This window comes from Pseudomonas sp. B20 (genome assembly GCF_020515755.1).
GTDB lineage: Bacteria > Pseudomonadota > Gammaproteobacteria > Pseudomonadales > Pseudomonadaceae > Aquipseudomonas > Aquipseudomonas syringae.
On record NZ_JAHPJG010000008.1, the window covers coordinates 197,020 to 223,049 of the forward strand.

Here is a 26,030-nt window from a genome sequence, read left to right on the forward strand (position 1 = left end):
AACAAGGCGGATCGCCGCCCCGGTCGCTCCTACGGCCTTCGGCCAGAATCAAGAGCGGACTTGCGTATGACGAGTGCTCTCACCGTGGCCCATCACGGATGGGCGTTGGTCTCGAGCAAGTGATGCAGTTCCACGAACTGCTGCGTCAGTTTGTGCCGTGGGTCGAGGTGGATCAGCGGCAGGTTGGCCTGATGCGACTCGCGCATTTTTACCGAGGCGTTGAGGTACACCGGCAGCACCGGCAAGCCTTCGGCAATCAGTTCGTCGAGCATTTGCTGCGGCAGGCTGGCCCTGGGCTGGAACTGGTTGACGATGATGCCTTCCACCTGAAGACCTTCGTTGTGGTCCTCTTTCAACTCCTCGATCTCGCGCATCAGCCCGTACAGCGCCTGTCGCGAGAAACTGTCGCAGTCGAAAGGGATCAGCACCCGATCGGACGCGATCAACGCCGAAACCGCATAAAAATTCAGCGCGGGAGGCGTATCCAGGTAGATACGCTCGTAATCTTCGCTCAACTCGTCGAGCAGTTTGCGCAGCTTGTTGATCTTGTGCTTGGCCTCAAGCTTGGGCTGCAGGTCAGCAAGCTCTGCGGTCGCCGTGACCACATGCAGGTTGTCGAACGGTGTTTCGTAGATATCGACATGGTTCTTCTTGGCGACCGGTGAGCCGGACAGCGTGTTCTTGAAGAACTCGGCGATCCCCATCGGGATGTCCTGGCCGGTGAGGCCGGTGAGGTACTGGGTCGAATTGGCCTGGGCATCGAGATCGATCAATAACGTCCGATAGCCTTCGTGAGCGCTGACTGCAGCCAGATTGCAGGCGATGCTCGATTTGCCGACACCGCCTTTCTGATTGAATACCACGCGACGCATGCTTTGGATTCCTTGAAAGATGAAGAAACAGCAGCAGTGGCCGATAACGACCGTAAGAGGAGGTCGATTCTAGACAGCACATATGACAACGGTGAGCTTAACGCAAAACAGTTGCCAGCCGGTTGTCATACAGAAAAACGACTTCAACCTTAAAATACACGCCTGTAAACGGTTTTTATGTAACAAATTTGCTAGTAATGAGCCCCATCAGGATAATGCGCGCACTCGGTCAATTACCGCACCCAGGCTGATATCGACCTGATATCGATGTAGCGAGAAACAAGCCCGCAGGGGCGGGAAGAGAAGCCTTGATCACCTTCAACATTGCACGATGGCAAGCCTGGGCGCCGGGCCTGGCGAGCGCGGAAGACTGGCAGAGATGGAGCCTCGATCCGACGTTGCTGGAAACCAGTGACGCAGCGCCAGACGTGTCTTTTCTTCCTGCGATGCAACGCCGCCGCCTGGGCCGTATGGCAAGAATGGCGTTTGCCGTCGGCTGGCCGTTGACTGAAGGGCTGGAGCGCGTCCCGCTGGTGTTTGTCTCGCGCCACGGAGAGACCCCGAGGACCTTTGAAATCCTGCGTGATCTGGCCGCCAGCGAGCCGCTTTCACCGACCCAGTTCAGCCTTTCAGTGCATAACGCCGTCATTGGTCTGTGGTCGATCATGCGCGGTGAAACAAGTGAGATGACAGCCCTGGCCGCCACAGGCGACGGGCTGGAGTATGGAGCATTCGAGGCCGCAGCGTTGCTGGCCGAGGGAGCAGAAGCAGTATTGCTTGTGGTGACTGAAGAACAGCCGCCGCAAGCCTATGCCCAATGGATTGATGACGTGCCCTTTCCCTACGCGGTCGGCTTGCTGCTGACGCCGGGGAATGAGTGGCAACTGTCTCTGAATACCGATACGCAAGGCACAAAGCGCACTCAGTGGCCTCACGCCCTGAACATGCTGCGGGCCTTGCACACTGATCAATCCGTCTGCCTGCACCCCTGGAATAACCGGTTATGGAACTGGCAACGCAGTCACTGAAGAAAGGTCGGGACGCCTATTACTGGCGTCTGCTGGCGACAGGCATCAGCTTTGCCCTGTTCGGGTTGAGCGGTTTATGCCTGCGGTTGTTCGTTTTTCCAGTATTGGGTTGCCTGCCTGGCAGTGTGGCCAGCCATCAGCGCCGCGCGCGGCGGACCATCAGCCGCCTGTTCTGGCTGTTCATCCGCATCATGGCGCGCATGCGTGTGCTGACCTACGACGTCCAAGGCGCCGAAAAGCTTGGCCGTCCCGGGCAGATGATCATCGCCAACCACCCGTCACTGATCGATGTGGTGTTCCTGATCGGGCTGGTGCGTGACGCCAACTGCGTCGTCAAACGCAGCCTGTGGGAGAACCCGTTCACCCGCGGCCCTGTGCGCTCCACCGGTTACATCAGCAACGATGGCAGCATGGACATGCTCGACGCCGCCGTAGAGCGCCTGCAAACCGGCCAGACACTGATCATCTTCCCGGAAGGCACGCGCACCCAGCCAGGTCAGCCGCCGGTCTTTCACCGCGGCGCGGCCGCCATTGCGCTGCGTGGCGCAAGCGTCATCACCCCGGTGACGATCAAGGTCCAGCCGACCACCCTGACCAAGGCCGAGCCCTGGTATCGCATTCCGCAACGCCGCGTGCACTTCACTTTGCGCGTCGGTGCCGATATAGACCCAACCGCCTTCAGTGCGCTAGGCCCACCGCCCCTGGCGTCCCGCAAGCTCAACGATTACCTGCATGACTATTTCACCAAGGAGCTCGCCTCAGATGAGCGATCTGCACCAGGACATTAAATTGTTGATCATCGATGCCCTGGGCCTCGAAGACATCACCCCGGAAGATATCGGCAACGATATGACGCTGTTTGGCGAAGGACTGGGACTGGACTCGGTGGATGCACTCGAATTGGGCCTGGCCATCCAGAAGCGTTATGGCATCAGGATCGATGCCGATGCAAAGGACACCCGTAACCATTTCGCCAGCGTCGACAGCCTTGCGGCCTTCGTCAGCGCCAGACAACCGGCCTGAGAATTGAACATGCAAACCCGTGAAGACATCTTCGAAATCCTGCGCACCGCAATGGTGGAACTGTTCGAACTGGAGCCTGAGCGAGTCACGCTTGAAGCCAACCTGTATCAGGACCTGGAAATCGACAGTATCGATGCCGTGGACCTGATCGATCACATCAAACGCAAGACCGGCAAGAAGATTGCGGCTGAAGAATTCAAGTCGGTGAGAACCGTAAACGACGTGGTAGAGGCCGTCTACAAACTGGTCAACAGCGCCGAATGAAGCGGCTGATTGGCCTGATTCTGGTGCTGGCCGGCGTGCTCTATCCATTCGCCGTCTATTGGGGGACCGAGCATTTCGCCCCCTGGCAGTTCGCGCTGCTGCTCGGCAGCCTGTGGCTGGCGCGCGCCCTGACCGGAGAGCGCAAGCAAGGCAGCCTGGCGATGGCGATTGTCGCGCTGATCTTTTGCGTGGTGCTCGGCGCCCTCGACAGCCACATGATGCTGCGCTGGTACCCGGTACTGGTCAGCACCTTCATGCTCGGTCTGTTCGGTTCAAGCCTGGTCTACGGCCCGCCGATCGTGGAAAAGATGGCGCGCCTGAACCGCCCCGATCTGCCTGAGGCGGGTATCCGCTATACGCGTAAAGTCACGCAGATATGGTGCCTGTTCTTCCTCGTCAACGGCCTCACGTCAGCCATCCTGACGCTGTGGGCACCGTTGTCATGGTGGACGCTGTACACCGGCCTGATTTCCTACGGCCTGATGGGCATATTGTTCGCTGTCGAATGGATCGTCCGCCCACCCTCCGCGGGCGGCAAATGAAATGGATCGCATGAACTGGTTGAACCTGGAACACCTGCTGCTCGATGCGCTGCCCGACCGGCTGCTGACGCTGGCCCCGACCCTGGACCACGCGCAGTTTCGTGATCAGGCGCTCGGCGTGGCCGCTGGACTGCAGGCGCGTGGCATCACGCACCTTGCAGTGCACCTCGAAGATGCCGCCGACCTGGCCATTGCATTGTTCGCGGCCTGGCGCGCAGGTGTGCACGTGTTGCTGCCCGCCGACTTGCAGGGCCAGACCCGCGAGCGCTGGGCGAATCAGGTCGACCTGTGGCTGACCGACCTGCCGGGTGACACCCACCTGAACGATCTGCGTGCCGCGCCCCTCCCTGCGGCAGCGCTGGACCTGGACCAGTGCCGGCTGAGCCTGTGCACATCAGGCTCCAGCGGCGAACCCAAACTGATCGAAAAACGCCTGCGGCAACTGGCCAACGAAGTCTGCGGGCTGGAACAACTGTGGGGCGCGGAGCTGGGCGCGGCATGCATGATCGGCAGCGTGGCGACGCAACATATTTACGGGTTGCTGTTTCGCTTGCTGTGGCCGCTGTGCGCGGCACGCCCGTTCGTGCGCCGGCAGTTGCCGTTCGCCGAAGACCTGCAACGCGCCAGCCGTGAATACCCGTCATTCGCCTGGGTCGCCAGCCCCGCGCTGCTCAAGCGCATGGGCGACAATCTCGACTGGCCGGGTCTTACGGCCGTGCGCCGGGTATTCTCTTCCGGTGGTGCATTGCCGGCCGAAGCCGCACAGAGCCTGCAGCAACGCCTCGGTCAGTGGCCGACGGAGATTCTCGGCAGCTCGGAAACCGGCGGCATCGCCTGGCGTCAGGGCGGGCAGCGCTGGCAGGCCTTCGACGGCGTGGAGCTGAGTCAGGATGCGCAAGGTGCGCTGCGCATCAGCTCGCCCTATCTGCCGCCCGGCCATGTCGAGCAGACCGCCGATGCGGCGCTGATCGGTGCAGATGGGCGCTTCGAACTGCTGGGCAGGCTCGACCGCATCGTCAAACTCGAAGAGAAACGCGTGTCCTTGCCGCTGATCGAGCAGGCCCTCGCGGCTCACCCGTGGGTGAGTGAAGCGCGCCTTGGCGTGGTGCAGACAAACCGTGCCTCGCTGGGCGCGCTGCTGGTGCTCAGCGACACGGGCTTGCTGGCCCTGCGCAATCAGGGCCGTCGGGCGCTCACCGAAGCCTTGCGACACTACCTGCAGCCGCATTGCGAAACCATCGCCCTGCCGCGTCGTTGGCGGCTGCTGCGGCAGATGCCGCTCAACGCCCAGGGCAAGCTGCCGCAAGCAGACGTCGAGGCGCTGCTGCTGGCGCCACGCTCGAAACAGCCGGAAGTGCTTGAGCAACAGAACATCGAGGGCGAGTTACACCTGCAATTGAGTGTTCCGCCCGATCTGGCGTTTTTCAGCGGCCACTTTCCCAAGGCGCCGATTTTGCCGGGCGTGGTGCAGGTCGACTGGGCGATCAGCCTGGGCCAGCGCCTGCTTGACCTGCCATGCGGATTCGCCGGCATGGAGGTGCTCAAATTCCAGCAACTGGTGCGCCCCGGCGACCGCCTCACGCTGACATTGCGCTTCGATGCGGCACGTTCCAAGCTGCACTTCGCCTTTCGCAACGCCGACAACGCACCCTGCTCCAGTGGCCGGATCCTCCTGGAGGACGACCATGCATAAGCCTTGCGTGATCATTCCGGTGTTCGACCACGAGCGGGCCGTGCCCAACGTGGTCAAGGCCGTGCGTAACGCCGGGTTACCGTGCATCCTGGTGGACGATGCCAGCAGCCCGGCCTGCGAAGCTGTGTTACAGCAGTTGGCGCAGGGTGAGGCTATCTACCTGCTGCGCCTGCCGGTCAATCAGGGCAAGGGCGGCGCGGTGATGGCCGGCTTCCGCGAGGCGATCCGGCTGGGTTTCAGCCATGCGTTGCAGGTCGATGCCGATGGCCAGCATGATCTGAGCGATATCCCGGTGTTTCTGGAGCAGTCGCGCCAGCACCCGGATGCGCTGATCTGTGGCTATCCGCAATTCGACGAGAGCGTGCCCAAAGGCCGGCTGTATGCACGCTACCTGACCCACGTCTGGGTGTGGATTAATACCCTGTCGTTGCACATTCGCGATTCCATGTGCGGTTTTCGCCTCTATCCACTGGCCCCGGTCCTCGCGCTGATCGACAGCGTGAAGATCGGCAGGCGCATGGATTTCGACTCGGAAATGCTCGTGCGCCTGTCCTGGCGTGGCCAGCCGATGCGCTGGCTGCCGACTCGCGTGCACTACCCGCAGGACGGCCTGTCGCATTTCCGCCTGTTTCACGACAACGCGCTGATTTCGAAAATGCACGCCAAGCTGTTCTTCGGCATGCTGCTACGCCTGCCAATGATCCTGTGGCGACGGTGGCGGCCATGAGCATCGACAAGTCGCCCAAGGAGCATTGGGCCAGTCATCAGGAGCGCGGCAGTTTCATGCTCATGAAACTCACCGCCTGGGGCATGCGAGTGCTCGGTCGGCGCCTGCTCAGCCCGGTGCTGTATGGCATCGTTCTGTATTTCTTTGTCTTCGGCCGACGTGCCCGGCACAGCATCTGGCAGTACCAGCAGCACCTGGCGGACTGGAGCGGCAAGCCCGAACTGCGGCCCAGCCAGCGCCGGGTGTTCGGCCAGTTCATGGCATTCGCCGATTCCTTGCTCGACAAGCTCGACGTGTGGAACGGCAGGCTGGGTATTGATCAGATCGAGATCGTCGACCAGGCCCTGCTGCGCCAGAACCTGCGTGGCCAACGCGGGCAGATGCTGGTCGGTGCGCACCTGGGCAACCTCGAAGTGTGCCGGGCGCTGGCCGAACTCGGCGAAAAGGTCACCATGAACGTGCTGGTGCACACCAAACACGCCGAACGCTTCAATCGCCTGCTCGGTGAAGCCGGCGCGACCCATCTGCGCCTGATTCAGGTCAGCGAGCTGGACCCGGCCATCATGCTGCAATTAAGCCAGCGTCTGGACGAAGGCGAGTGGCTGGCCATCGCCGGTGACCGCGTCGCGCTGCATGGCGGGCGCAATGTGCGGGTCGACTTTCTCGGCCAGCCGGCGACCTTCCCGCAAGGCCCCTGGCTGCTGGCCGGGCTGCTCAAGTGCCCGGTCAACCTGTTCTTCTGCCTCAAAGGTGCGAAAGGCTATCGGGTGATTCTCGAACCGTTCGCCGACGCCATCGAGTGGCGGCGCAGCGACCGCGCTCAGGTCATCGAGCAGTGGGCCACGCGTTATGCCGCGCGTCTTGGGCACTATTGCCTGGAAGCGCCGCAGCAGTGGTTCAATTTCTACCCATTCTGGAAGTCTGCCGATGAATCAGGCTCATGAGCTGATCGCGCTCGGCGATCATGTGCCGCGTTGTAAAATCAGCGCAGGTCGTCACAGGAGGTTACATGCGCAGTAAGGGTTTTCTGCACATCGACACTGAAATCGTCGTGCCGTTTTTCGACGTCGACATGATGAACATCGTCTGGCACGGGCACTACGTGAAGTACCTCGAAGTGGCGCGTTGCGCGCTGCTCGATCATATCGGGCATAACTACATGCAGATGCTCGAATCCGGTTATGGTTGGCCGGTGATCGATCTGCAGTTGCGCTATGTGCGCAGCGCCGTGTTCGGTCAGACACTGAACGTGCGCGCCAGTCTGGTGGAGTGGGAGAACCGTCTGAAGATCAATTACCTGATCACCGATGCACACACCGGTGAGCGCCTGACCCGCGCCAGCACTGTGCAGGTCGCCGTCGACAGCCAGAGCCGGGAAATGCAACTGGCCTCGCCGCTGGTGTTCATCGATGCCGTGAAAAATGCCCTTGAGAGCACAATAGAGAGCGCCTCGCCATGAACCGCCCGCTTCGTACCTTGATCCTGCTGGGTCTGCTGTGCCTTTCTTCCCTGGCGCAGGCGTTCGACCTGCAACAACTGAGCGACCAGCTCGCCAAACCTGCGGTGGTGCAGGGTCGTTTCGTTCAGGAAAAACACCTGCGCGCCCTGCCGCAACCGCTGCTCAGCAAGGGCCGCTTCGTGCTCGCCAGGGATTTCGGGCTGCTCTGGCTGCTGGAAACACCGCTCAAGCAGGATTACCGCATCAATGCCGAGGGCATTGCCCGTCGTGAAACCGCTGGCAATGTCAGCACCTGGAAGCCGGTGCCGAACAAGAACGCCGGTGCCGAGCAGAACCGTCTGTTCCTGGCGGTCCTGCAAGGCGACAGCAGCGGCCTGCAACGGGATTTCGACTTGCAGCTCAAGGGCGAGGCAAATGCCTGGCACCTCACCCTCACGCCGCGTTCGATGCTGCTGCAACAAGTGTTCAAGCAGATCAACATCGACGGTGGCGAACTGGTGCAGCGTATCGAGCTGCTGGAAACCCAGGGCGACAGCACGGTCCTGAAAATGATCGACAGCAGCAGTGCTCCGACCCTGACCGATGCGCAGCGTAATGACTTCAAAGACTGAGCGGCTGTTGCCGCGACTGTTCCTGCTGATTCTTGCGGGCGTACTGGCGCTCGCTGGCTGGCAGTGGCACGACCGCTCGCCGCTGTCGGCCAACCTGATGGAGCTGGTGCCGGGCACCGATAACGACGAACTGGTGGTGAGCGCAGAAAAGCGCATGCAGGAACCGCTCAACCGCGAAATGCTGGTGCTGGTGGGCCACAGCGATCGGCAGAAGGCCGTCGAACTGGCACGCACTCTGGCTGAACAATGGCAGTCGACCGGCCTGTTCGAGAAGGTCCAGTGGTCGCTGCAGGCCGACCTGCCCGCGTTGCGCACCCAGTTGCTGCAAGGGCGCATCGCCATGTTGCCGACAGCGGATCGCACACTGCTGATCGATGACCCGAAAACCTTCATCGAACAGCGCGTGCAGACGCTGTTCGACCCGTTTGCCGGGTTCAGCCTGGTGCCTGGCCAGGATGACTGGCTGGGGCTGACCGGACGTATCCAGAACGGCCTGCCGAAACAGGGCTCGGTCGAGGCGGACCTGGCCAGTGGCGCGCTGGTGGCCAGCGCCGAGGGTAAAAGCTGGGTACTGCTGCGTTCACGAACCCGAACCGATGCCTTCGATATGCACCTGCCCGGCCAGGTTGCCGACCTGCTGGCGCAAGCGCGGGTGCAGGCCAGTCAGGCAGGTGGTCAATTGCTCGCGGCCAGCGGGCTGCTTTACGCTGCCGACGGGCAGAAGCAGGCCAGCCGGGAAATCACCTGGGTCGGCGGTGGCGCAACGGTCGGTATCCTGTTGTTGCTGTTGCTCGCCTTCCGCCGCTGGAGCGTGCTGCTGGCATTCGTGCCGGTGGTGGTCGGCATGCTCTTCGGCGCGGTGGCCTGCGTCGCGATATTCGGCAGCATGCACGTCATGACGCTGGTGCTGGGCTCGAGCCTGATCGGGGTGGCGGTGGATTACCCGCTGCACTACCTGTCCAAGAGCTGGAGCCTCAAGCCCTGGCGCAGCTGGCCCGCATTGCGCCTGACCCTGCCGGGCCTGAGCCTGAGCCTGATCACCAGTTGCATCGGCTACCTGGCGCTGGCCTGGACGCCGTTCCCGGCACTCACGCAAATTGCGGTGTTCTCGGCGGCCGGCCTGATCGGCGCCTACCTGACGGCGGTGTGCCTGCTGCCCGCGCTGCTCGCAAAAGTCGAGATCAGCCCTGCCCAGTGGCCGCTGAAACTGGCGCAATTGATGCTCGATTGCCGCGCCGCCTTGCTGCTGCGCATCAGCACACCGATCCTGCTGGTGCTGCTGTTGGCCTTCTGTGGCGGCGGACTCTGGCACCTGACCACCAAGAACGATATCCGCCAATGGGTAGCAGCACCTCAAGCGTTGACCGATGAAGCACAGGCCATCGCACGGATCACCGGTTATCAGCCCACCAGCCAGTTCTTTCTGGTGCGCGGCAAGGACCAACAGCAGTTGCTGGATCGGCAGTCCGAATTGACCCAACGGCTCGACCAGCTGATCAGCATGGACAAGCTGCAAGGCTACATGGCGCTCAATCAGTTGCTCGATTCGCCTGCCGAACAACAGGCCACCCGCGATGCACTGGGCAAATTGCCGCAATACTGGGCGCCGCTGGTAGAACTTGGCGTTCCGGCCAGTGCCTTGAAGGCTGAACTGGCCCAATTGCAGGCACTGCCGACGCAAGATATCGATCACGCGCTTCAAGGCCCGCTGAGCGAACCGTGGCGCACGCTCTGGCTGGGACCGACACGCGATGACGACGGCGATCAAGGTGTCGCCAGCATTGTCAGCCTGCGCGGCATGAACAGCATGGCGTTGCTGCGCGTGCAGGCCATCGGGCTGGAGGGCGTGCAACTGGTCGACCGCCTGGGTGAGCTCAACGAGGTGTTTGCCCACACGCAGATCAGCGCAGCGCAATTGAAGCTGGCGTCGTGCGTGCTGATTGTCCTGCTGCTGATCGCGCCGTTTGGCTTCGGTGGTGCGTTGCGCATCGTCGCCCTGCCCCTGCTGGCGGCGCTGTGCAGCCTCGCCAGCCTGGGCTGGCTCGGTCAGCCGCTGACCCTGTTCAGCCTGTTCGGCCTGTTGCTGGTCACGGCGATCAGCGTCGATTACGCCATCCTGATGCGCGAGCAGATAGGCGGCGCGGCGGTCAGCCTGCTGGGCACGCTGCTGGCAGCGCTCACCACCTGGCTGTCGTTCGGCCTGCTGGCCGTTTCCAGCACCCCGGCGATCAGCAACTTCGGCCTTTCGGTCAGCCTGGGGCTGGCGTTCAGCTTCCTGCTGGCGCCCTGGGCCAGCCCGCGTAAAGCGCTTCATTCGCCAGCCAATGCTGAAGGGCCACACGCATGAATCTTGCAGCGCTGTCGTTACTCCCTGCCACCGCCCAACCGAAAAGGAATACCTGTGCCCATCACTGATAGGGAAATTCGTCAGGTCGTCGTCATCGGTGCCGGCCCGGCCGGTTCAATAGCGGCTGCCCTGCTCAAACGCCAGGGCCATGACGTGCTGATCATCGAGCGCCAGCTGTTTCCGCGCTTCTCCATCGGTGAGAGCCTGCTGTGTCATTGCCTGGACTTCGTCGAAGAAGCCGGGATGCTGGAGGCCGTGCAGGCTGCCGGTTTCCAACCCAAGAATGGCGCAGCCTTCGCGCGTGGCGAGCAATACAGCGATTTCGACTTCGGCGATACGTTCAGCAACGGCAAGCCGACGACCTTTCAGGTGCAGCGCAGCGAGTTCGACAAACTGCTCGCCGATCAGGCCGCGCTGCAAGGCGTGGACATCCGCTACCAGGAAGAGATCGTCAGCGCCGACTTCGAGGGCCCGCAGCCGGTTTTGCGTGTGAGGCGTGAGGACGACAGCGAATACAGCGTGCAGGCCAGCTTCGTACTCGACGCCAGCGGCTATGGCCGCGTGCTGCCGCGCTTGCTGGATCTGGAAGCGCCGTCAGGTTTCCCTGTGCGCCAGGCGGTGTTCACCCATATCGAAGACCGCATCGAAAGCCCGCCCTTCGACCGCCGCAAGATTCTGGTCAGCATCCATCCGCAGCACAGCGATGTGTGGTTCTGGTCGATTCCGTTCAGCGAAGGCCGCTGTTCGATAGGCGTGGTCGCCTCGGCCGAGCGCTTCAAGGACAAGCCCGAGGATCTGGATGCCTGCCTGCGCGCCTTTATCGATGAAACACCGCAGTTGGCCAGCGTGCTGAAAAACGCAGTCTGGGATACGCCAGCGAGAACCATCGGCGGCTACTCGGCCAACGTCAAGACCCTGCACGGCAAGGGCTTTGCGCTGCTGGGCAATGCGGCGGAATTCCTCGACCCGGTGTTCTCTTCGGGCGTGACCATCGCCATGCGTTCGGCGAGCATGGCGGCTGGCGTGCTGAGCCGGCAGTTGCAAGGCGAAAACGTGGATTGGGAAAGCGAGTTCGCGGTGCCGTTGAAACGTGGCGTCGACACCTTCAGGGCCTATGTCGAGGGCTGGTACGACGGGACGTTCCAGAACGTGATTTTCTACCCCGGCAGCGCTCCGGACATCCGCCGCATGATCAGCTCGATTCTGGCCGGCTATGCCTGGGACGAACGCAATCCATTTGTCAGCGAGCCCAAGCGCCGCCTGCGCACGCTCTCGGAAATCTGCGCGGACAGTGGCCCATGAATCGACCGTTCCTGAGTGACAGTTATGTCGAGGAAACCCGCTTCGGCCTGTGGTTTCTGCGCAGCAACATCTGGCAGTACCGCGTGCTGCGCGTGGCGATAGACGACTTGCGCAGCCTGTTCACCAGCCCGCCGCCGGTTGCCCCGGTATTGCTCGACGCCGGTTGCGGGCAAGGCCGTTCGTTTCAGCAGTTGAACAAGGTTTTTCAGCCGTCCAGGCTCATCGGTGTCGACGCCGATCCGCACAGCCTCGACATGAGTGGTGAAGAGGCGCGGGCCAGAGGCGTAGAGGTCGAACTGATCGGCAGCGACTGCGCAGCCCTGCAAGTACCCGACGCCAGCGTCGATCTGCTGTTCTGCCACCAGACTTTCCATCATCTGGTCGATCAGGAACGCGCGCTGGCCGAGTTTTATCGCGTGCTCAAGCCGGGCGGCTATCTGCTGTTCGCCGAGTCGACCGAGGCGTACATCGACACTTGGGTGATTCGCTGGCTGTTCCGCCATCCGATGCACGTTCAGAAAAGCGCGGCGCAGTATCTGCAGATGATCCGCGACCAGGGTTTCGAGTTCGATGCACAGAATGTTTCGTACCCTTACCTGTGGTGGAGCCGCGCCAGGGACTTCGGCCTGCTCGAAGTCTTGAAACTGCAAAAGCCCAGGCCGTTCGGGCAACGTGAGGAAACGCTGGTCAATGTCGTGGCCCGCAAACCCCTGGAAGTTGGAGCATCATGATTCGCGTACTGTTTTTAGCCTTCCTGCTGCTCGGCGGCTGTGCGGCACAAGCCCCGCTGCCGACCAGCGCACCGACCATGCAATTGCCGATGCAACTGCACATCGAGCGTCGCCAGGCCGATCAGCATCAGGACTGGCTGCTGATCATCCAGCGCGAAAACGGCGGATTGCGCTGGTCAATGATGGACCCGCTGGGCATTCCCCAGGCGCGCCAGTTGCTGATCGACGGAAAATGGCAGGCCGACGGTTTGCTGCCGCCCAATCCGGAAGCTCGCGAGCTGTTCGCTGCGCTGATGTTCGCCATGACCCCGGACCTGGAAATGCATGGCCGCTACCCGACGGCTTACCGCCAGGGCATGCAGCGTCGTCTGGAGGACCGCTGGCTGGTCGAATATCAGTCGGCCAACGCGTTCACCATCCGCCTCAAGGACAGGCTGAGCTACAAGGTGACACCGCTGAACAACGAGAGCCTGCCATGACCGCCTATCTCAACGCGCTTGGCGTGATCTGCTCGCTGGGCGACAGCCGTGAAGAGGTGTCGCGCAGGCTGTTCGCAGGCGACAGCTCGGGCATGGTGTTCGAAAGCGGCTGGGTGCCGGAACGCGCGTTGCCGGTCGGTGCAGTCAAATCCGCACTGCCGCCCATTCCGCCTGCCGTGCATTTGCATCGCAGCCGCAATAACCAGTTGCTGCTGGCCGCCGCCCTGCAGATCGAGGAGGACATCAGCCAGGCCATCACCCGCTTCGGCGCCGGGCGGATCGGCGTGATCATCGGCACCAGCACCTCGGGCATCGATGAAGCGAGCGAGAGCATGGCCGTCTGGCTGCGTGAGCGGACCTTCCCCGACGATTACGATTATCGGCAACAGGAACTGGGCGCACCGGCGAATTTTCTCGCCGCCTGGCTGCAATTGAGCGGCCCGGCCTACGTCATCTCGACAGCCTGCACGTCCAGCTCGCGGGCGTTGCTCAGTGCGCGTCGGGCGCTGGACATGGGCCTGTGCGATGCCGTGCTGTGCGGCGGCGTCGACAGCCTGTGCAAGCTGACCCTGCAGGGGTTCTCGGCACTCGAGGCCATGTCGCCGCAGCTCTGCAACCCGTTCTCCAGCAACCGCAACGGGATCAATATCGGCGAGGCGGCCGCACTGTTCCTGATGACTCGTGAAGCCGACAGCAGGCACTCGATTGCCCTGCTGGGCGCAGGTGCCAGCTGCGACGCTCACCACATCTCGGCCCCCGAACCCACCGGGCGTGGCGCGCGCGATGCCATGCTGCAAGCGTTGCGCAATGCCCGACTCGAGGCGGAGCAGATCGGTTATCTGAACCTGCATGGCACCGCCACGCAGCACAACGATGCGATGGAGAGCCTGGCCGTGCAGGGCGTATTTCCGAACGGCGTGCCCTGCTCGTCGACCAAACCGCTCAGCGGCCACACCCTGGGCGCGGCGGGCGCGCTGGAAGCGGCGTTTTGCTGGCTGAGCCTGGCCCCGCAGAATACCGAACAGGCCCTGCCCCCGCACCTGTGGGACGGCGAGGCCGATCCGCTCTTGCCTGCGCTGCAATGGACACACGCAGGCTCGCGCCTGACACCTGAAAACGCTCGTTACATGATGAGCAATTCGTTTGCCTTCGGTGGCAACAACATCAGCCTGATTATCGGAGATGCCCCATGACCGAGTGGCCGCTCGCCGAACTCATCCCCCATGCCGGCGACATGATTCTCATTGATCAGGTGCTGAGCGTTGACGAAGAACAGATTCGAACCTGCCTGACCGTACGCGCCGGCGGCCTGTTCAATCAAGCCGACGGCAGCCTGCCGGCATGGCTGGGCATAGAGCTGATGGCGCAGAGCGTCGCGGCCTATGCCGGTTGCAAGGCGCGCAACAAGGGCGAAGCGGTCAAGCTGGGTTTTCTGCTTGGCAGTCGCAAGTTCGACTGCAACGTGACGCGCTTCCCGCTGGGCAGTGAACTGCACATCCATGCTGTGCGCTCCCTGCAGGACGACAACGGCATGGGCATGTTCGAATGCACCCTCACCGGCCCGGGTATCGAGGCTTTTGCCCGACTCAATGTATATTGCCCGCCCAACACTGCTGACTACCTGGCTGAAGGAGCCCCGGCATGACTGAATCGATACTGGTCACCGGCTCCAGCCGTGGCATCGGCCGCGCCATCGCCCTGCGTCTGGCGCAGGCCGGATACGACCTGATCCTGCATTGCCGCACCGGCCGCAGCGAAGCCGAAGCGGTGCAGGCCGAAGTCGTTGCGCTGGGCCGCCAGGCACGCGTGCTGCAATTCGATGTCTCGGACCGGGCCGCCTGCAAGGCCATTCTGGAAGAGGACGTGGAGACGCACGGCGCCTATTACGGCGTGGTACTCAACGCCGGGCTGACCCGCGACGGCGCGTTTCCGGCACTCAGCGACGATGACTGGGATCAGGTGCTGCGCACCAACCTGGACGGCTTCTATAACGTCCTGCACCCGTTGACGATGCCGATGATTCGCCGTCGTGCAGCAGGGCGCATCGTCTGCATCACCTCGGTTTCCGGGCTGATCGGCAACCGCGGCCAGGTCAATTACAGCGCTTCCAAGGCAGGGCTGATCGGTGCCGCCAAGGCGCTGGCCATCGAACTGGGCAAGCGCAAGATCACCGTCAACTGCGTCGCGCCGGGGCTGATCGATACGGCCATGCTGGACGAGAACGTGCCCGTGGACGAACTGATGAAAATGATCCCGGCCCAACGCATGGGCACGCCCGAGGAAGTGGCGGGTGCGGTGAATTTTCTGATGTCTCCCGAAGCGAGCTACATCACTCGTCAGGTTCTGGCCGTCAACGGGGGACTGTGCTGATGAAGCGTGTGGTAGTGACCGGCATGTCCGGCATCACCTCGGTGGGCAGCGACTGGCCGACTATCGATGCACGCTTCACGGCCAATCGCAGCGGCATTCGCCGAATGGACGAGTGGAACCGGTTTGCCGAGCTCAATACCCGCCTCGCTGGCCCCATCGACGATTTCGCCGTGCCGGGGCACTGGACGCGCAAACAACTGCGCAGCATGGGCCGCGTGTCACGTCTGGCCGTGGCGGCTGCGGAGCAGGCCCTGATCGACGCCGGGCTGCTGAATGACCCGATCATTCGCGATGGCCGCATGGGCACGGCCTGCGGCTCGTCCACCGGCAGCACCGACGAGATCAAGGCCTTCGGCAACATGCTGATCAACTCGGTGGCCGTGGGCCTGAACGCCAACTCCTACGTGCGCATGATGCCGCATACCACCGCCGCCAACATCAGCATCTTCTTCGGCCTGACCGGACGCCTGATTCCGACCTCCAGCGCCTGCACCAGTGGCAGTCAGGGCATCGGCTATGCCTACGAGGCGATCAAGTTCGGTCGTCTGCCGCTGATGCTGGCGGGCGGGGCCGAAGAGCTGTGCCCGACCGAGGCCATGGTCTTCGACGCGCTGTACGCCACCAGCCTCAAGAATGACGCGCCACACACCACGCCACGCCCCTACGACAGCGGACGCGATGGCCTGGTGATCGGTGAAGGTGGCGGCATGCTGGTGCTTGAAGAGCTTGAGCATGCCCAGGCACGTGGCGCGCACATCTACGCCGAAATCGTCGGCTTCGGCAGCAACGCCGACGGCGCGCACAGCACTCGTCCCGAGCAGGCCACCATGCGCCGCGCGATGGAGCTGGCCCTCGAAGACGCCAACCTGTCGCCTGACGCCATCGGTTACGTCAACGGTCACGGCACCGCCACCGAACAGGGCGACATCGCCGAGACCCTGGCCACCAGCAGCCTGTTCGGCCCGCGCATGCCGCTCAGCTCGCAGAAAAGCTTCCTCGGCCACACGCTGGGAGCGTGCGGCGCGCTCGAGTCATGGTTCAGCATCGAAATGCTCAACAGCGACCGCTATATCCATACGCTCAACCTGGTCGACATCGACCCACAGTGCGGCGAACTGGACTACATCGTCGGCGAACCAAGGCACATGAGCAACGAATACGTGATGAACAACAACTTCGCATTTGGCGGCGTGAACACCTCGCTGATCTTCAGACGCTGGGGTTGAGCGGCGCCTTCCCGAGCACCTATCGTTGCCTACGCAGCAGCGCAAAGTCATGCTTTGCCTGTAGTCACTGCACATAAAAGCGCTTTTTTCTCACAGTGGCACTGACGACGCAGAGTGCGACGTCAGTGACGGCTGAGTCCTGGCGCTCAGTGGTCAACAGCCAGACGAGCTGACAGAACGCACAGAAACAGTACCCTCAGGCTTCTCCTGCTGGCCGCACTTGTCATTTGCAATGATGTCCGTGATCCAGTCCTTGTAGAACGAAATTCGAGTCATCTGACTAGCGTCGAGCAAACCACGACTTACCAGCGCAACGCCGACGTAGCCGCTCTGCGTTTTGAAAAGCAACGGCCCGCCTGAATCGCCGCCGCCAGAAATCTTGCTCGAACACACATTCAAGAGAGGATCAAAGTAGGTAGGTGGATAGCCCGGCGGCACGTCTATGCATTTGCGATCTTCCAGAATCGAGCCGTCAACATGATAAAGCTCGTTCGGCATGGTGCCGGTTTCTCTCATTCCGAAGCCTGCCAGCGTGACGGGCATCCCGACTTCGTGCGCAACCACCTGATCAATGCCGTCCAGCTTGAGGATGTCTTTACTTTCGGTTGGACGCTCAAGCTTCAATAGCGCAATGTCGTAAAGCCCCGATCCCTTTTCGTCGCCTGTTTTAGAGTAAGCCTGCCAGCCTTTGAAATCCGCAGGAATAAACGCTTCAGCGATCCTGATCTTGTCACGGCTGACGACCGGAGGCCCGTACTTCTCTATAGCAACCTGGACAAACGCAGGCGACTGACCACGTATGCAGTGTGCCGCAGTAAGCACCCATTGCGCAGCGATCAACGCGCCCCCGCAGAGGTGCTGGCCATCCTCCTTGGTCAATGAAGTGAAAAACGGATAAGCACCTGAGGGTGCGGGCGTACCACCGATAATTTTCTCGTCCGCCGCCACTGTCAGCGACAGGCTCAATAAAGCCATCATCCATATTTGTTTGCGCATGCTTCTCTCCCTGTTCCTGTCATTCCGTCCTGGAGCATCAGGTGCACATGAGATTCAACGCAAAAAACACTGATCTGCCTACTGTCAAAAGTGATAGTGAGTACCGGATATACGCCAGGCATTCACCCGACGTTACGCGTCAACAGCTCGGTGAACGCCTTGGCCATGGGCGATTGTTCGTCCTTGCGTTGCACCAGCCACACCGCACTGGTTGCGCCGGGGTCGAGGACGTTGCGGTAGACCACGCCGTCGATGCGCATTCGCCGGTAGGACGCAGGCAGTACAGTGACGCCCAAGCCTGCTGCAACCAGGCCGATGATGGTCATCACTTCGCCCGCTTCCTGGGTGATCAGCGGGCTGAACCCTGCGGCGCGCGCCAGGCTCAGGACTTGCGCGTAGATGCCGCTGCCATAAGTGCGCGGGAAGAACACGAACGGCTCGGCGGCCAGCGCCGCCATGTAGATTCCCTCCTCGCTTTCTGCCGCCAGCGGATGGTCGGCCCGCATGATCGCCACCAGCGGCTCACTCAGCAATTCGAACACCACCAGTGAATCGGGCAATGCCAGCGGGCGCATGATGCCGACCTGAATGCTTTTGTCCTCAAGACCTGCCGCCACTTCCTGACTGGTGATCTCGGTCAGGGTCAGGTGCACGTCCGGGTAGGCCTGGCGGAAGGCGAAAATCGCCTGCGGGATACTCGACGTAAACGGCGCAGACGAAGTGAAGCCGATCTTCAGCTCGCCGATTTCGCCCAGTTGCGCGCGCCGGGCCACGTCGGTGGCTTTGTCGACCTGCGCCAGCACCAGCCGTGCCTCGTCGAGAAACAGCCGCCCGGATTCGCTCAACTCGACGCGCCGGTTGGTGCGCTCGAAAAGACGCGTGCCCAGTTCCTGCTCCAGCGTCTGAATCTGCTGGCTGAGCGGCGGCTGAGAAATCCCCAGCGCCTGCGCGGCGCGGCCAAAATGCAGCTCTTCGGCAACCGCGATGAAATAACGCAGATGACGCAATTCCATGTGGCCTCCATTAAGTCGTTTTACCTATCAAACAGGTCGAACAATATATTGGATGGAATGATTAGCGAGCTATATGATTTTTTCATTGCCTGCTCAACCGTGCCCTGAGGTCTTTGTGAACCCTGCCGTTGCCCCGCCCACCCCCGACTTGAACACCTCGTCCGTACAGTCGTCGACACTGCCCGGCGATACCTACATCGAAAAGAACACGCCCCTTTTCAAACGCACGGCTCTGGCGCTGTTCGCTGGCGGGTTTTCGACCTTTACCCTGCTGTACTGCGTACAGCCGATGATGCCGACGCTATCGAGCGAGTTCTCCCTGACGGCGGCACAAAGCAGCCTGATCCTGTCCGTGGCCACGGCAATGCTCGCCATCGGCCTGCTGATCACCGGGCCGATATCCGATCGGCTGGGGCGCAAGCCGGTGATGGTCATGGCGCTGTTCTGTGCCTCGCTGTTCACCATCGCCAGCGCCTTGATGCCCAGCTGGGAGGGCGTGCTGATTACCCGTGCCCTGGTAGGCCTGTCACTGAGCGGCCTGGCGGCAGTGGCGATGACCTACCTGAGCGAGGAGATCCACCCCACCCATCTGGGCCTGGCGATGGGGCTGTATATCGGCGGCAACGCCGTCGGTGGCATGAGCGGAAGGCTGATCGTCGGGGTGATGATCGACTACGTCAGCTGGCACGCGGCGATGCTGGTGGTCGGCGGGCTGGCGCTGATCGCCGCAGCGGTGTTCTGGAGGATCCTGCCGGCGTCGCGCAACTTCCGCCCGCGCTCGCTGCACCCTCGCAGTCTGCTCGACGGGTTTGTGGTGCAGTTTCGCGATGCAGGCTTGCCGCTGCTGTTTCTGACCGGCTTCCTGCTGATGGGCGCATTCGTCACGCTGTTCAACTACATCGCCTACCGCTTTCTGAGCGCACCCTACAACCTGAGCCAGGCCGTGGTCGGGGTGTTTTCTGTGGTGTACCTGTCAGGCATCTACAGCTCGGCAAAGATCGGCTCGCTGGCTGACCGCCTCGGCCGCCGACAGGTGCTGTGGGCGGTGATCGTGATGATGCTGGCCGGCCTGCTGCTGACACTGTTCACCCCACTGCCGCTGGTGATCGTCGGCTTACTGATCTTCACCTTCGGCTTCTTTGGCGCACATTCAGTGGCCAGCAGCTGGGTCGGACGCAGGGCCACCACCGCCAGAGGCCAGGCCGCGTCCCTGTACCTGTTCTGTTACTACGCAGGCTCGAGCGTGGCCGGAACCGGCGGCGGCGTGTTCTGGCACTACGCGGGCTGGAACGGTATCGGGCTGTTTATCGGCGTGTTGCTGCTGATTGCCCTTGGTGTGGCGTTGAGGCTGGCAAGGTTGCAGCCGCTGGGGGCGCAGGTTTAGTCACACATAGGGCGATGGCGCATAGGGTTAGCCAAGGTACACTGACGCATCCGCCAGTTCTGGTAAAGGAAACCGACATGCGCCTCGACCACCTCCACCTGCAGAATTTTCGTTGCTACGAAGATGCTCATTTCGACTTCCAGCCAGGATTCAATCTGGTGGTGGGGGTTAATGGCAGTGGGAAGACGTCGTTGTTGCAAGGGGTGGCTTGTTGTTTCGGGAAATTCCTCGCGAACATGGGATCGGGTAACTCACTCATCACTGAATCAGATGCCAGGTTCACCTTAGTAAAATCTGAAAACAGCGTTCACTTTGAACGTATCTTCCCCGTCAGGTTGGCTGCCCGAGGTGATGCGTTTGGGTTCAAAGATTGGCACGTATCACTTAAGCGGGATGGCAATAACAGTAATTCCAGCAACTTTGAAAGCGTTACATCTCCAGAGAACCCACACCTCTCGGAATCGCTCGAAATTGATATGCCTGTATTCGCCGTCTACAGAGCCAATCGGGGCTGGCTGACCATGAATGTAGCCGCCGAGCAAGCTGCACAGAGCAAACCATCAAGACTGGACGCCTATGCCAACTGGTTCGACGCCTCCTCCAACTTAAAGAGTTTTGAGACCTGGCTCATCGGCAAGACACTGGAGCGCTTTCAAAGACTGTCCAGAACGGGTTTCTCTGGCGTTCTCACCGACGAACTCACCCGGATCAATTCAGCTATCCAGTGCGCACTGCCGGAGTCCAAGGGCATAGAGTACGACATGGAAATGCGGGGGCTGATGGTGGACATTGATGACCGAAAAATCCCCTTCAACGACCTGAGCGACGGGCAACGCGGAATGGTCGCCCTCTTCGCCGATATTGCCCGCCGTATCTGCCTGCTAAATCCGCACATGGGGAAGGATGTTCTAAGCAAGACAAACGGCATCATCGTGATCGATGAACTGGACATCCACCTGCACCCCGGCTGGCAACGCACCATTGCACCCGCGCTGAAAAAAGCATTTCCCAGCGTCCAGTTCATCGCCACAAGCCACTCGCCACAGGTCATCGGCAGCTTACAGCCGGGCGAGGTCATCCTGCTGAATAACCATGACGGCTCTCACCCAAGAGCAACCTACGGCCTGGACTCCAGCAGCATTCTGGAAGAAGTCATGGGCGTGCCTCAGCGTGAGCCTGAAATTGAAGAGTTGCTCGATCAGCTATTCAGCACTCTGGAAAACAACGAGCTTGAAAAAGCCAGGTCGCAGCTTGATGCACTGAAGAAGAAGGCGCCCGATCTACCAGAGTTCGCGGGTGCCGAGGCGCTACTCAAACGCAAGGAGATCATTGGACGATGAGACGCATCATCAAAGGAACTGAGCCTGCGTCATTCACCGAATGGAAAGCCAGCGCAAACGAAGACTGGACGCCCACCTATCCAGCCTTGCCGAATCCGCAAAAATGCGATCTTCATGACGAGCTGTTGCGAGAGCAGAACTTCTCATGCTGCTATTGCGGCGGAGCGATAGATCTTTGTAGCAGCCATATAGAGCATTTCAGGCCGCAGGAGCACTACCTGCCACTTGCACTTGAATACAGCAATCTCCACGCGTCCTGTCTGCGTGATAGGAAAGCAGGCGGTGTGTTGCACTGCGGCCACTATAAAGGCAACTGGTTCGATGAAGACCTGCACATTTCTCCAACAGAGGACGATTGCGAACAGCGCTTCCGTTACTTGCTGACAGGGAAAATCCAGAGCACGTCCCACACCGACCTTCCCGCCACGACGATGATCGAAAAGCTCGCACTCGATATCGCGTATTTGACCAAAAGACGCCAGGAGGCCATCACGGGTGTGTTCGATGAGCAATTCATATCCAGCGCCAGTGATGCGGAGCTCGCTAACCTCGTAGACAGCCTGCGCTCGGGCACCGCTAATACCTCTATTGCTTTCGGCCATGTCGTTGCACGCTATGCGGAGCAATTGCTGACGCAAGGGTAGGCCGCGCCAGCACCTCTCTCACATAAGCGACGCACGACCCAAACAAGAAATTTATTTTCATATATTTGTTTATATTTCATTTTCGTGTAATTTATTTTCATCACGAAAACAGAGATAAAAATAATGAATACCTGTGATCGCCCTGAAACGCCCCTGCTCCATCTTATTGCGTCGTCCCTGCCGAGTACTCCCGAGTCGCCTTCAGGCTGACAGCTTCAGCTGTTGGTGTTGCGCCCTCGCCTACCCACTTTGCAAGGAATCGTCGCTATGTCGCCGTCACCCGGTCTTTCGCTATTGGTCTACGCCGCTGTCGCCATCATCGCCTTGATCGTGTTGATCGCGCGTTACCGCCTCAATCCGTTTATCGTCATTACGCTTGTTTCGGTCGGTCTGGCCCTGGTCGCGGGAATGCCGGCCAGTGGCGTGGTCGCCTCTTATGAAGCGGGGGTTGGCAAAACGCTGGGACATATCGCGCTGGTCGTGGCGCTGGGCACCATGCTGGGCAAGATGATGGCCGAGTCTGGCGGTGCCGAGCAGGTGGCGCGCACCCTGATCGATCGCTTTGGCGAGCGTAACGCGCACTGGGCCATGGTCTGCATTGCGTTTCTGGTGGGCTTGCCACTGTTTTTCGAAGTGGGGTTCGTTCTGCTGGTACCGATTGCCTTCACTGTGGCCCGACGCGTCGGGGTGTCGATTCTGATGGTCGGCCTGCCGATGGTCGCCGGTCTGTCGGTGGTGCATGCGCTGGTGCCGCCGCACCCTGCTGCGATGCTCGCGGTGCAGGCTTATCAGGCGTCGGTAGGGCAAACGCTGTTCTACGCCATCCTGATCGGCATCCCGACGGCGATCATCGCCGGTCCGGTGTATGCCAAATTCATTGTGCCGCGCATCCACTTGCCAGCTGAAAACCCGCTGGCCAAGCAGTTTCTCGACCGCGAGCCACGCCAGAAGCTGCCCAGCTTCGGCCTGACCATGGCCACGATTCTGCTGCCGGTGGTGCTGATGCTGCTGGGTGGCTGGGCCAACCTGATCAGTACACCGGGCAGCGCGTTCAACAGCTTTCTGCTGTTCATCGGCAACTCGGTGATTGCCCTGCTGCTGGCCACCCTGCTGAGTTTCTGGACACTGGGCATCGCGCAGGGCTTCAACCGCGACTCGATCCTGAAATTCACCAACGAGTGCCTGGCACCGACCGCGAGCATCACGTTGCTGGTAGGTGCCGGTGGCGGCTTGAACCGCATTCTGATCGACAGCGGCGTGACCAATGAGATCGTGGGTCTGGCGCAGGACTTTCATCTGTCGCCCCTGCTGATGGGCTGGTTGTTCGCGGCACTGATGCGGGTTGCGACCGGTTCGGCGACGGTGGCTATGACCACGGCATCGGGCATCGTCGCACCTGTCGCGCTGGGGCTGGGTTACCCGCACCCCGAATTGCTGGTGCTGGCAACGGGCGCAGGCTCGGTGATCTTTTCCCACGTCAACGACGGTGGTTTCTGGCTTATCAAGGAGTATTTCAACATGACCGTCGCGCAAACGTTCAAGACCTGGACGGTATTGGAGACGCTGATTTCTGTCGTCGCTTTTGCCCTGACGCTGGGCCTGGCGCAGGTGCTTTGAGTGGACATTCTGTACCAGATACGTGCCCGTCAGGATTCCTTCAGCGCAGGAGAAGGACGAATCGCCAGGCTGTTGCTCAGCGATATCGCCTTTGCGGCCAGTGCCAGTCTGGATGAGCTGGCCAGCCGCGCCGAGGTCAGCAGTGCGACGCTGTCACGCTTCGCGCGCAGTATCGGTTGCCGGGATCTGCGCGACTTACGCCTGCAACTGGCCCAGGCCAGCGGCGTCGGCAGCCGCTTTCTGCATCCGGAACCGGCGCCGGAGCAGTCGGTTTTTTTCACCCGGATCGTCGACGACATCGAAGCGACCCTGCGCCAGCACCTGGCCGGCTTTGAAGCAACGCGCTTTGCCGCCGCCATCGCCTGTGTCGCCGATGCGCGCATGATTCACACATTCGGCATGGGCGGTTGCTCCAGCCTGTGCAGCGAGGAACTGCAAACCCGGCTGGTGCGCCTGGGTTACCCGGTGGCCGCCTGCCGCGACCCGGTGATGATGCGCATGGTCGCCGCCACGCTTGGCCCGCAACACAGCCTGATTGTCTGCTCGCTCAGCGGACGCACACCGGAACTGCTCGACGCCGTGACCCTGGCGCGCAGCTACGGTGCCCGCGTGCTGGCCATCACGCTGCCTGATTCACCGCTGGCACAGCTGGCCGAGGTCGTGCTGCCGCTACAGATTGCTGAAACCAATTTCATCTATAAACCCACCGCAGCGCGTTACGGCATGCTGCTGACCATCGACGTGCTGGCCACTGAACTGGCGTTGGCGAGCCCTGAAGACAATCAGGAGCGGCTGCGCCGGATCAAGCTTGCGCTGGATGAATACCGTGGCGGCGAAGATGGCCTGCCGCTGGGAGACTGAACCATGTTTTATGACCTGATCATTCGCGACGCACTGGTCATCGACGGCAGTGACACACCGGGGATACGCGCCGATGTGGCGATCAGCGAGGGACGCATCCAGCGCATCGGCAGTCTGAGCGATGCCAGTGCCCGTGAAGAAATCGATGCAGCCGGTCGCGTGCTGGCGCCAGGGTTTATCGATGTGCACACCCACGACGATACAGTGGTCATCCGCAAACCCGAGATGCTGCCGAAAATCAGCCAGGGCGTGACGACCGTCATCGTCGGCAACTGCGGGATCAGCGCGTCGCCGGTCTCGCTGAGCGGCAATCCTCCCGACCCGATGAACCTGCTGGGCGACGCTGCGGCGTTCGTCTATCCACGTTTTACCGACTACCGCGCGGCCGTCGACAACGCCCGCCCCGCCGTCAACGTGGCGGCCCTGATCGGCCATACCGCCTTGCGCAGCAACCACATGGATGACTTGTTACGCAGCGCCAGTCCGGAAGAAATTGCCGCCATGCGCGTGCAGTTGCGTGACAGCCTGGAAGCGGGCGCGCTGGGGTTATCGACCGGCCTTGCCTACGCCTCGGCGTTCTCGGCCGAAACCAGCGAGGTCAAGCAACTGGCGGAAGAGCTCAGCGCATTCGGCGCGATTTACACCACCCACCTGCGCAGCGAATTCGAGCCAGTGCTGGAGGCCATGGCGGAAGCATTCGATATAGGTCGCCATGCGCGCTCACCGGTCATCATCTCGCACATGAAATGCGCCGGTGCAGGCAACTGGGGACGCAGCCCGCAACTGCTGGCGGCCCTGGAAAAAGCCGCGCAGGACCATCCGGTAGGCTGCGACTGCTATCCCTATGCGGCCAGCTCTTCGACGCTGGACCTCAAACAGGTCACGGACGCGTTCCGCATCACCATCACCTGGTCTACGCCGCACGCGGATCAGGGCGGCAGGGATCTGCAGGAGATTGCCGCCGACTGGGGGCTGTCATTGCTCGACGCCGCACGCAAGTTGCAACCTGCAGGCGCGGTGTACTACGGCATGGATGAGGGCGATGTCGAGCGCATCATGTCTCACCCGCTGACGATGATCGGCTCCGATGGCCTTCCGGAAGACCCGTTTCCCCATCCGCGCCTGTGGGGCGCGTTCCCGAGGGTGCTCGGGCATTTCAGCCGCGACAAGGGGCTGTTTGCGTTGCACACCGCCGTACACAAAATGACCGGGCTGTCGGCCGCGCGCTTCGCCTTGCACGAACGCGGCCTTATTCGCGAGGGTTACTGGGCGGATCTGGTGCTGTTCAACCCGCAAACCGTACGCGATGTTGCAGATTTCAAAGACCCTCAGCGAGCGGCGCAGGGCATCGACGGTGTCTGGGTCAACGGCCGCTTGAGCTATGCCAACGGCAAACCGCAAGGCGAGCGACAGGGCAGATTCCTGCCACGCAGCGGTTCGCTGCGGGAGGGCTTTGCGGATGCGAAAGCGCCGACGTAGTCGTCGGCGCTTGAATCAAACG

27 protein-coding genes are annotated in these 26,030 nt (G+C 61.4%); 24 read left to right on the forward strand and 3 right to left on the reverse strand.

Going from position 1 to position 26,030, the window contains the following annotated elements:
* Positions 1 to 92: 92 nt before the first annotated feature.
* Positions 93 to 872, reverse strand: a complete 780-nt coding sequence (locus LIX91_RS11365) for a ParA family protein (RefSeq protein ID WP_003304810.1) — start codon at positions 870 to 872, stop codon at positions 93 to 95.
* 308 nt (positions 873 to 1,180) lie between these two features.
* On the opposite strand from LIX91_RS11365, the gene LIX91_RS11370 reads away from it, so the two are divergent.
* From LIX91_RS11370 to LIX91_RS11455, 18 genes are all read left to right on the forward strand, one after another.
* Entirely contained in the window at positions 1,181 to 1,900 is a 720-nt protein-coding gene (locus tag LIX91_RS11370) for a beta-ketoacyl synthase chain length factor (RefSeq protein WP_226488495.1), read from the forward strand.
* The gene (locus LIX91_RS11375; protein WP_226488496.1) at positions 1,876 to 2,688 is read left to right on the forward strand and encodes a lysophospholipid acyltransferase family protein; all 813 of its coding nucleotides are present in this window, start codon (positions 1,876 to 1,878) and stop codon (positions 2,686 to 2,688) included. Before LIX91_RS11370 ends, LIX91_RS11375 begins: the two co-directional genes overlap by 25 nt.
* Positions 2,663 to 2,923 carry a phosphopantetheine-binding protein gene (locus LIX91_RS11380; RefSeq protein WP_003316688.1) on the forward strand — a complete coding sequence of 87 codons (261 nt, stop codon included), beginning with the start codon at positions 2,663 to 2,665 and terminating at the stop codon, positions 2,921 to 2,923. The genes LIX91_RS11375 and LIX91_RS11380 overlap by 26 nt, the downstream gene beginning before the upstream one ends.
* A gap of 9 nt (positions 2,924 to 2,932) precedes the next feature.
* On the forward strand, positions 2,933 to 3,187 hold the full coding sequence (locus LIX91_RS11385; RefSeq protein ID WP_003316687.1) for an acyl carrier protein: 255 nt from the start codon (positions 2,933 to 2,935) through the stop codon (positions 3,185 to 3,187).
* A complete protein-coding gene (locus LIX91_RS11390) occupies positions 3,184 to 3,729 on the forward strand; it encodes a membrane protein (protein WP_004409305.1) in 546 nt (181 codons plus the stop codon). Before LIX91_RS11385 ends, LIX91_RS11390 begins: the two co-directional genes overlap by 4 nt.
* Positions 3,730 to 3,739: 10 nt before the next feature.
* Entirely contained in the window at positions 3,740 to 5,422 is a 1,683-nt protein-coding gene (locus LIX91_RS11395) for an acyl-CoA synthetase family protein (protein ID WP_226488497.1), read from the forward strand.
* Positions 5,415 to 6,149, forward strand: a complete 735-nt coding sequence (locus LIX91_RS11400) for a glycosyltransferase family 2 protein (protein ID WP_046237741.1) — start codon at positions 5,415 to 5,417, stop codon at positions 6,147 to 6,149. Before LIX91_RS11395 ends, LIX91_RS11400 begins: the two co-directional genes overlap by 8 nt.
* Positions 6,146 to 7,093: a glycosyl transferase gene (locus LIX91_RS11405; protein ID WP_003414291.1), complete on the forward strand. Its 948-nt coding sequence runs from the start codon at positions 6,146 to 6,148 to the stop codon at positions 7,091 to 7,093. Before LIX91_RS11400 ends, LIX91_RS11405 begins: the two co-directional genes overlap by 4 nt.
* 65 nt (positions 7,094 to 7,158) lie before the next feature.
* On the forward strand, positions 7,159 to 7,608 hold the full coding sequence (locus tag LIX91_RS11410) for an acyl-CoA thioesterase (protein ID WP_003414289.1): 450 nt from the start codon (positions 7,159 to 7,161) through the stop codon (positions 7,606 to 7,608).
* Positions 7,605 to 8,219 carry an outer membrane lipoprotein carrier protein LolA gene (locus LIX91_RS11415; RefSeq protein ID WP_003414287.1) on the forward strand — a complete coding sequence of 205 codons (615 nt, stop codon included), beginning with the start codon at positions 7,605 to 7,607 and terminating at the stop codon, positions 8,217 to 8,219. Before LIX91_RS11410 ends, LIX91_RS11415 begins: the two co-directional genes overlap by 4 nt.
* On the forward strand, positions 8,203 to 10,566 hold the full coding sequence (locus LIX91_RS11420) for an MMPL family transporter (protein WP_226488498.1): 2,364 nt from the start codon (positions 8,203 to 8,205) through the stop codon (positions 10,564 to 10,566). Before LIX91_RS11415 ends, LIX91_RS11420 begins: the two co-directional genes overlap by 17 nt.
* Positions 10,567 to 10,620: 54 nt before the next feature.
* Positions 10,621 to 11,868 (forward strand): NAD(P)/FAD-dependent oxidoreductase, encoded by a 1,248-nt coding sequence (locus LIX91_RS11425; RefSeq protein WP_003414282.1) that lies wholly within the window; start codon positions 10,621 to 10,623, stop codon positions 11,866 to 11,868.
* Positions 11,865 to 12,599, forward strand: coding sequence for a class I SAM-dependent methyltransferase (locus tag LIX91_RS11430; protein WP_103689049.1), 735 nt, complete (start codon positions 11,865 to 11,867; stop codon positions 12,597 to 12,599). Before LIX91_RS11425 ends, LIX91_RS11430 begins: the two co-directional genes overlap by 4 nt.
* Positions 12,596 to 13,078 (forward strand): hypothetical protein, encoded by a 483-nt coding sequence (locus LIX91_RS11435; protein WP_100072844.1) that lies wholly within the window; start codon positions 12,596 to 12,598, stop codon positions 13,076 to 13,078. Before LIX91_RS11430 ends, LIX91_RS11435 begins: the two co-directional genes overlap by 4 nt.
* Entirely contained in the window at positions 13,075 to 14,271 is a 1,197-nt protein-coding gene (locus tag LIX91_RS11440; RefSeq protein WP_100072845.1) for a beta-ketoacyl-[acyl-carrier-protein] synthase family protein, read from the forward strand. The genes LIX91_RS11435 and LIX91_RS11440 overlap by 4 nt, the downstream gene beginning before the upstream one ends.
* Positions 14,268 to 14,723, forward strand: a complete 456-nt coding sequence (locus tag LIX91_RS11445) for a hotdog family protein (RefSeq protein WP_226488499.1) — start codon at positions 14,268 to 14,270, stop codon at positions 14,721 to 14,723. Before LIX91_RS11440 ends, LIX91_RS11445 begins: the two co-directional genes overlap by 4 nt.
* Positions 14,720 to 15,448 carry a 3-oxoacyl-ACP reductase FabG gene (gene fabG, locus LIX91_RS11450; RefSeq protein WP_226488500.1) on the forward strand — a complete coding sequence of 243 codons (729 nt, stop codon included), beginning with the start codon at positions 14,720 to 14,722 and terminating at the stop codon, positions 15,446 to 15,448. The genes LIX91_RS11445 and fabG overlap by 4 nt, the downstream gene beginning before the upstream one ends.
* A complete protein-coding gene (locus tag LIX91_RS11455; RefSeq protein ID WP_004409284.1) occupies positions 15,448 to 16,674 on the forward strand; it encodes a beta-ketoacyl-ACP synthase in 1,227 nt (408 codons plus the stop codon). Before fabG ends, LIX91_RS11455 begins: the two co-directional genes overlap by 1 nt.
* Positions 16,675 to 16,827: 153 nt before the next feature.
* On the opposite strand, the gene LIX91_RS11460 is transcribed toward LIX91_RS11455, so the two are convergent.
* Together LIX91_RS11460 and LIX91_RS11465 are read right to left on the reverse strand one after the other, a co-directional pair.
* On the reverse strand, positions 16,828 to 17,670 hold the full coding sequence (locus LIX91_RS11460; RefSeq protein ID WP_226488501.1) for a S1 family peptidase: 843 nt from the start codon (positions 17,668 to 17,670) through the stop codon (positions 16,828 to 16,830).
* A gap of 122 nt (positions 17,671 to 17,792) precedes the next feature.
* Positions 17,793 to 18,683, reverse strand: coding sequence for a LysR family transcriptional regulator (locus tag LIX91_RS11465; protein ID WP_046269395.1), 891 nt, complete (start codon positions 18,681 to 18,683; stop codon positions 17,793 to 17,795).
* Positions 18,684 to 18,798: 115 nt separating this feature from the next.
* Here LIX91_RS11465 and LIX91_RS11470 point away from each other — a divergent pair, with 115 nt between their 5' ends.
* From LIX91_RS11470 to LIX91_RS11495, 6 genes are all read left to right on the forward strand, one after another.
* A complete protein-coding gene (locus LIX91_RS11470) occupies positions 18,799 to 20,067 on the forward strand; it encodes an MFS transporter (protein WP_226488502.1) in 1,269 nt (422 codons plus the stop codon).
* Between the two features lie 77 nt (positions 20,068 to 20,144).
* Positions 20,145 to 21,407, forward strand: a complete 1,263-nt coding sequence (locus LIX91_RS11475; RefSeq protein ID WP_226488503.1) for an AAA family ATPase — start codon at positions 20,145 to 20,147, stop codon at positions 21,405 to 21,407.
* The gene (locus LIX91_RS11480) at positions 21,404 to 22,051 is read left to right on the forward strand and encodes a retron system putative HNH endonuclease (RefSeq protein ID WP_226488504.1); all 648 of its coding nucleotides are present in this window, start codon (positions 21,404 to 21,406) and stop codon (positions 22,049 to 22,051) included. The genes LIX91_RS11475 and LIX91_RS11480 overlap by 4 nt, the downstream gene beginning before the upstream one ends.
* Positions 22,052 to 22,318: 267 nt before the next feature.
* Positions 22,319 to 23,668, forward strand: coding sequence for a GntP family permease (locus tag LIX91_RS11485; protein WP_004409270.1), 1,350 nt, complete (start codon positions 22,319 to 22,321; stop codon positions 23,666 to 23,668).
* On the forward strand, positions 23,669 to 24,529 hold the full coding sequence (locus tag LIX91_RS11490; RefSeq protein ID WP_226488505.1) for a MurR/RpiR family transcriptional regulator: 861 nt from the start codon (positions 23,669 to 23,671) through the stop codon (positions 24,527 to 24,529).
* A 3-nt stretch (positions 24,530 to 24,532) separates the two neighbouring features.
* Positions 24,533 to 26,008, forward strand: coding sequence for an N-acyl-D-amino-acid deacylase family protein (locus tag LIX91_RS11495; RefSeq protein WP_226488506.1), 1,476 nt, complete (start codon positions 24,533 to 24,535; stop codon positions 26,006 to 26,008).
* The last annotated feature ends 22 nt before the right edge of the window (positions 26,009 to 26,030 follow it).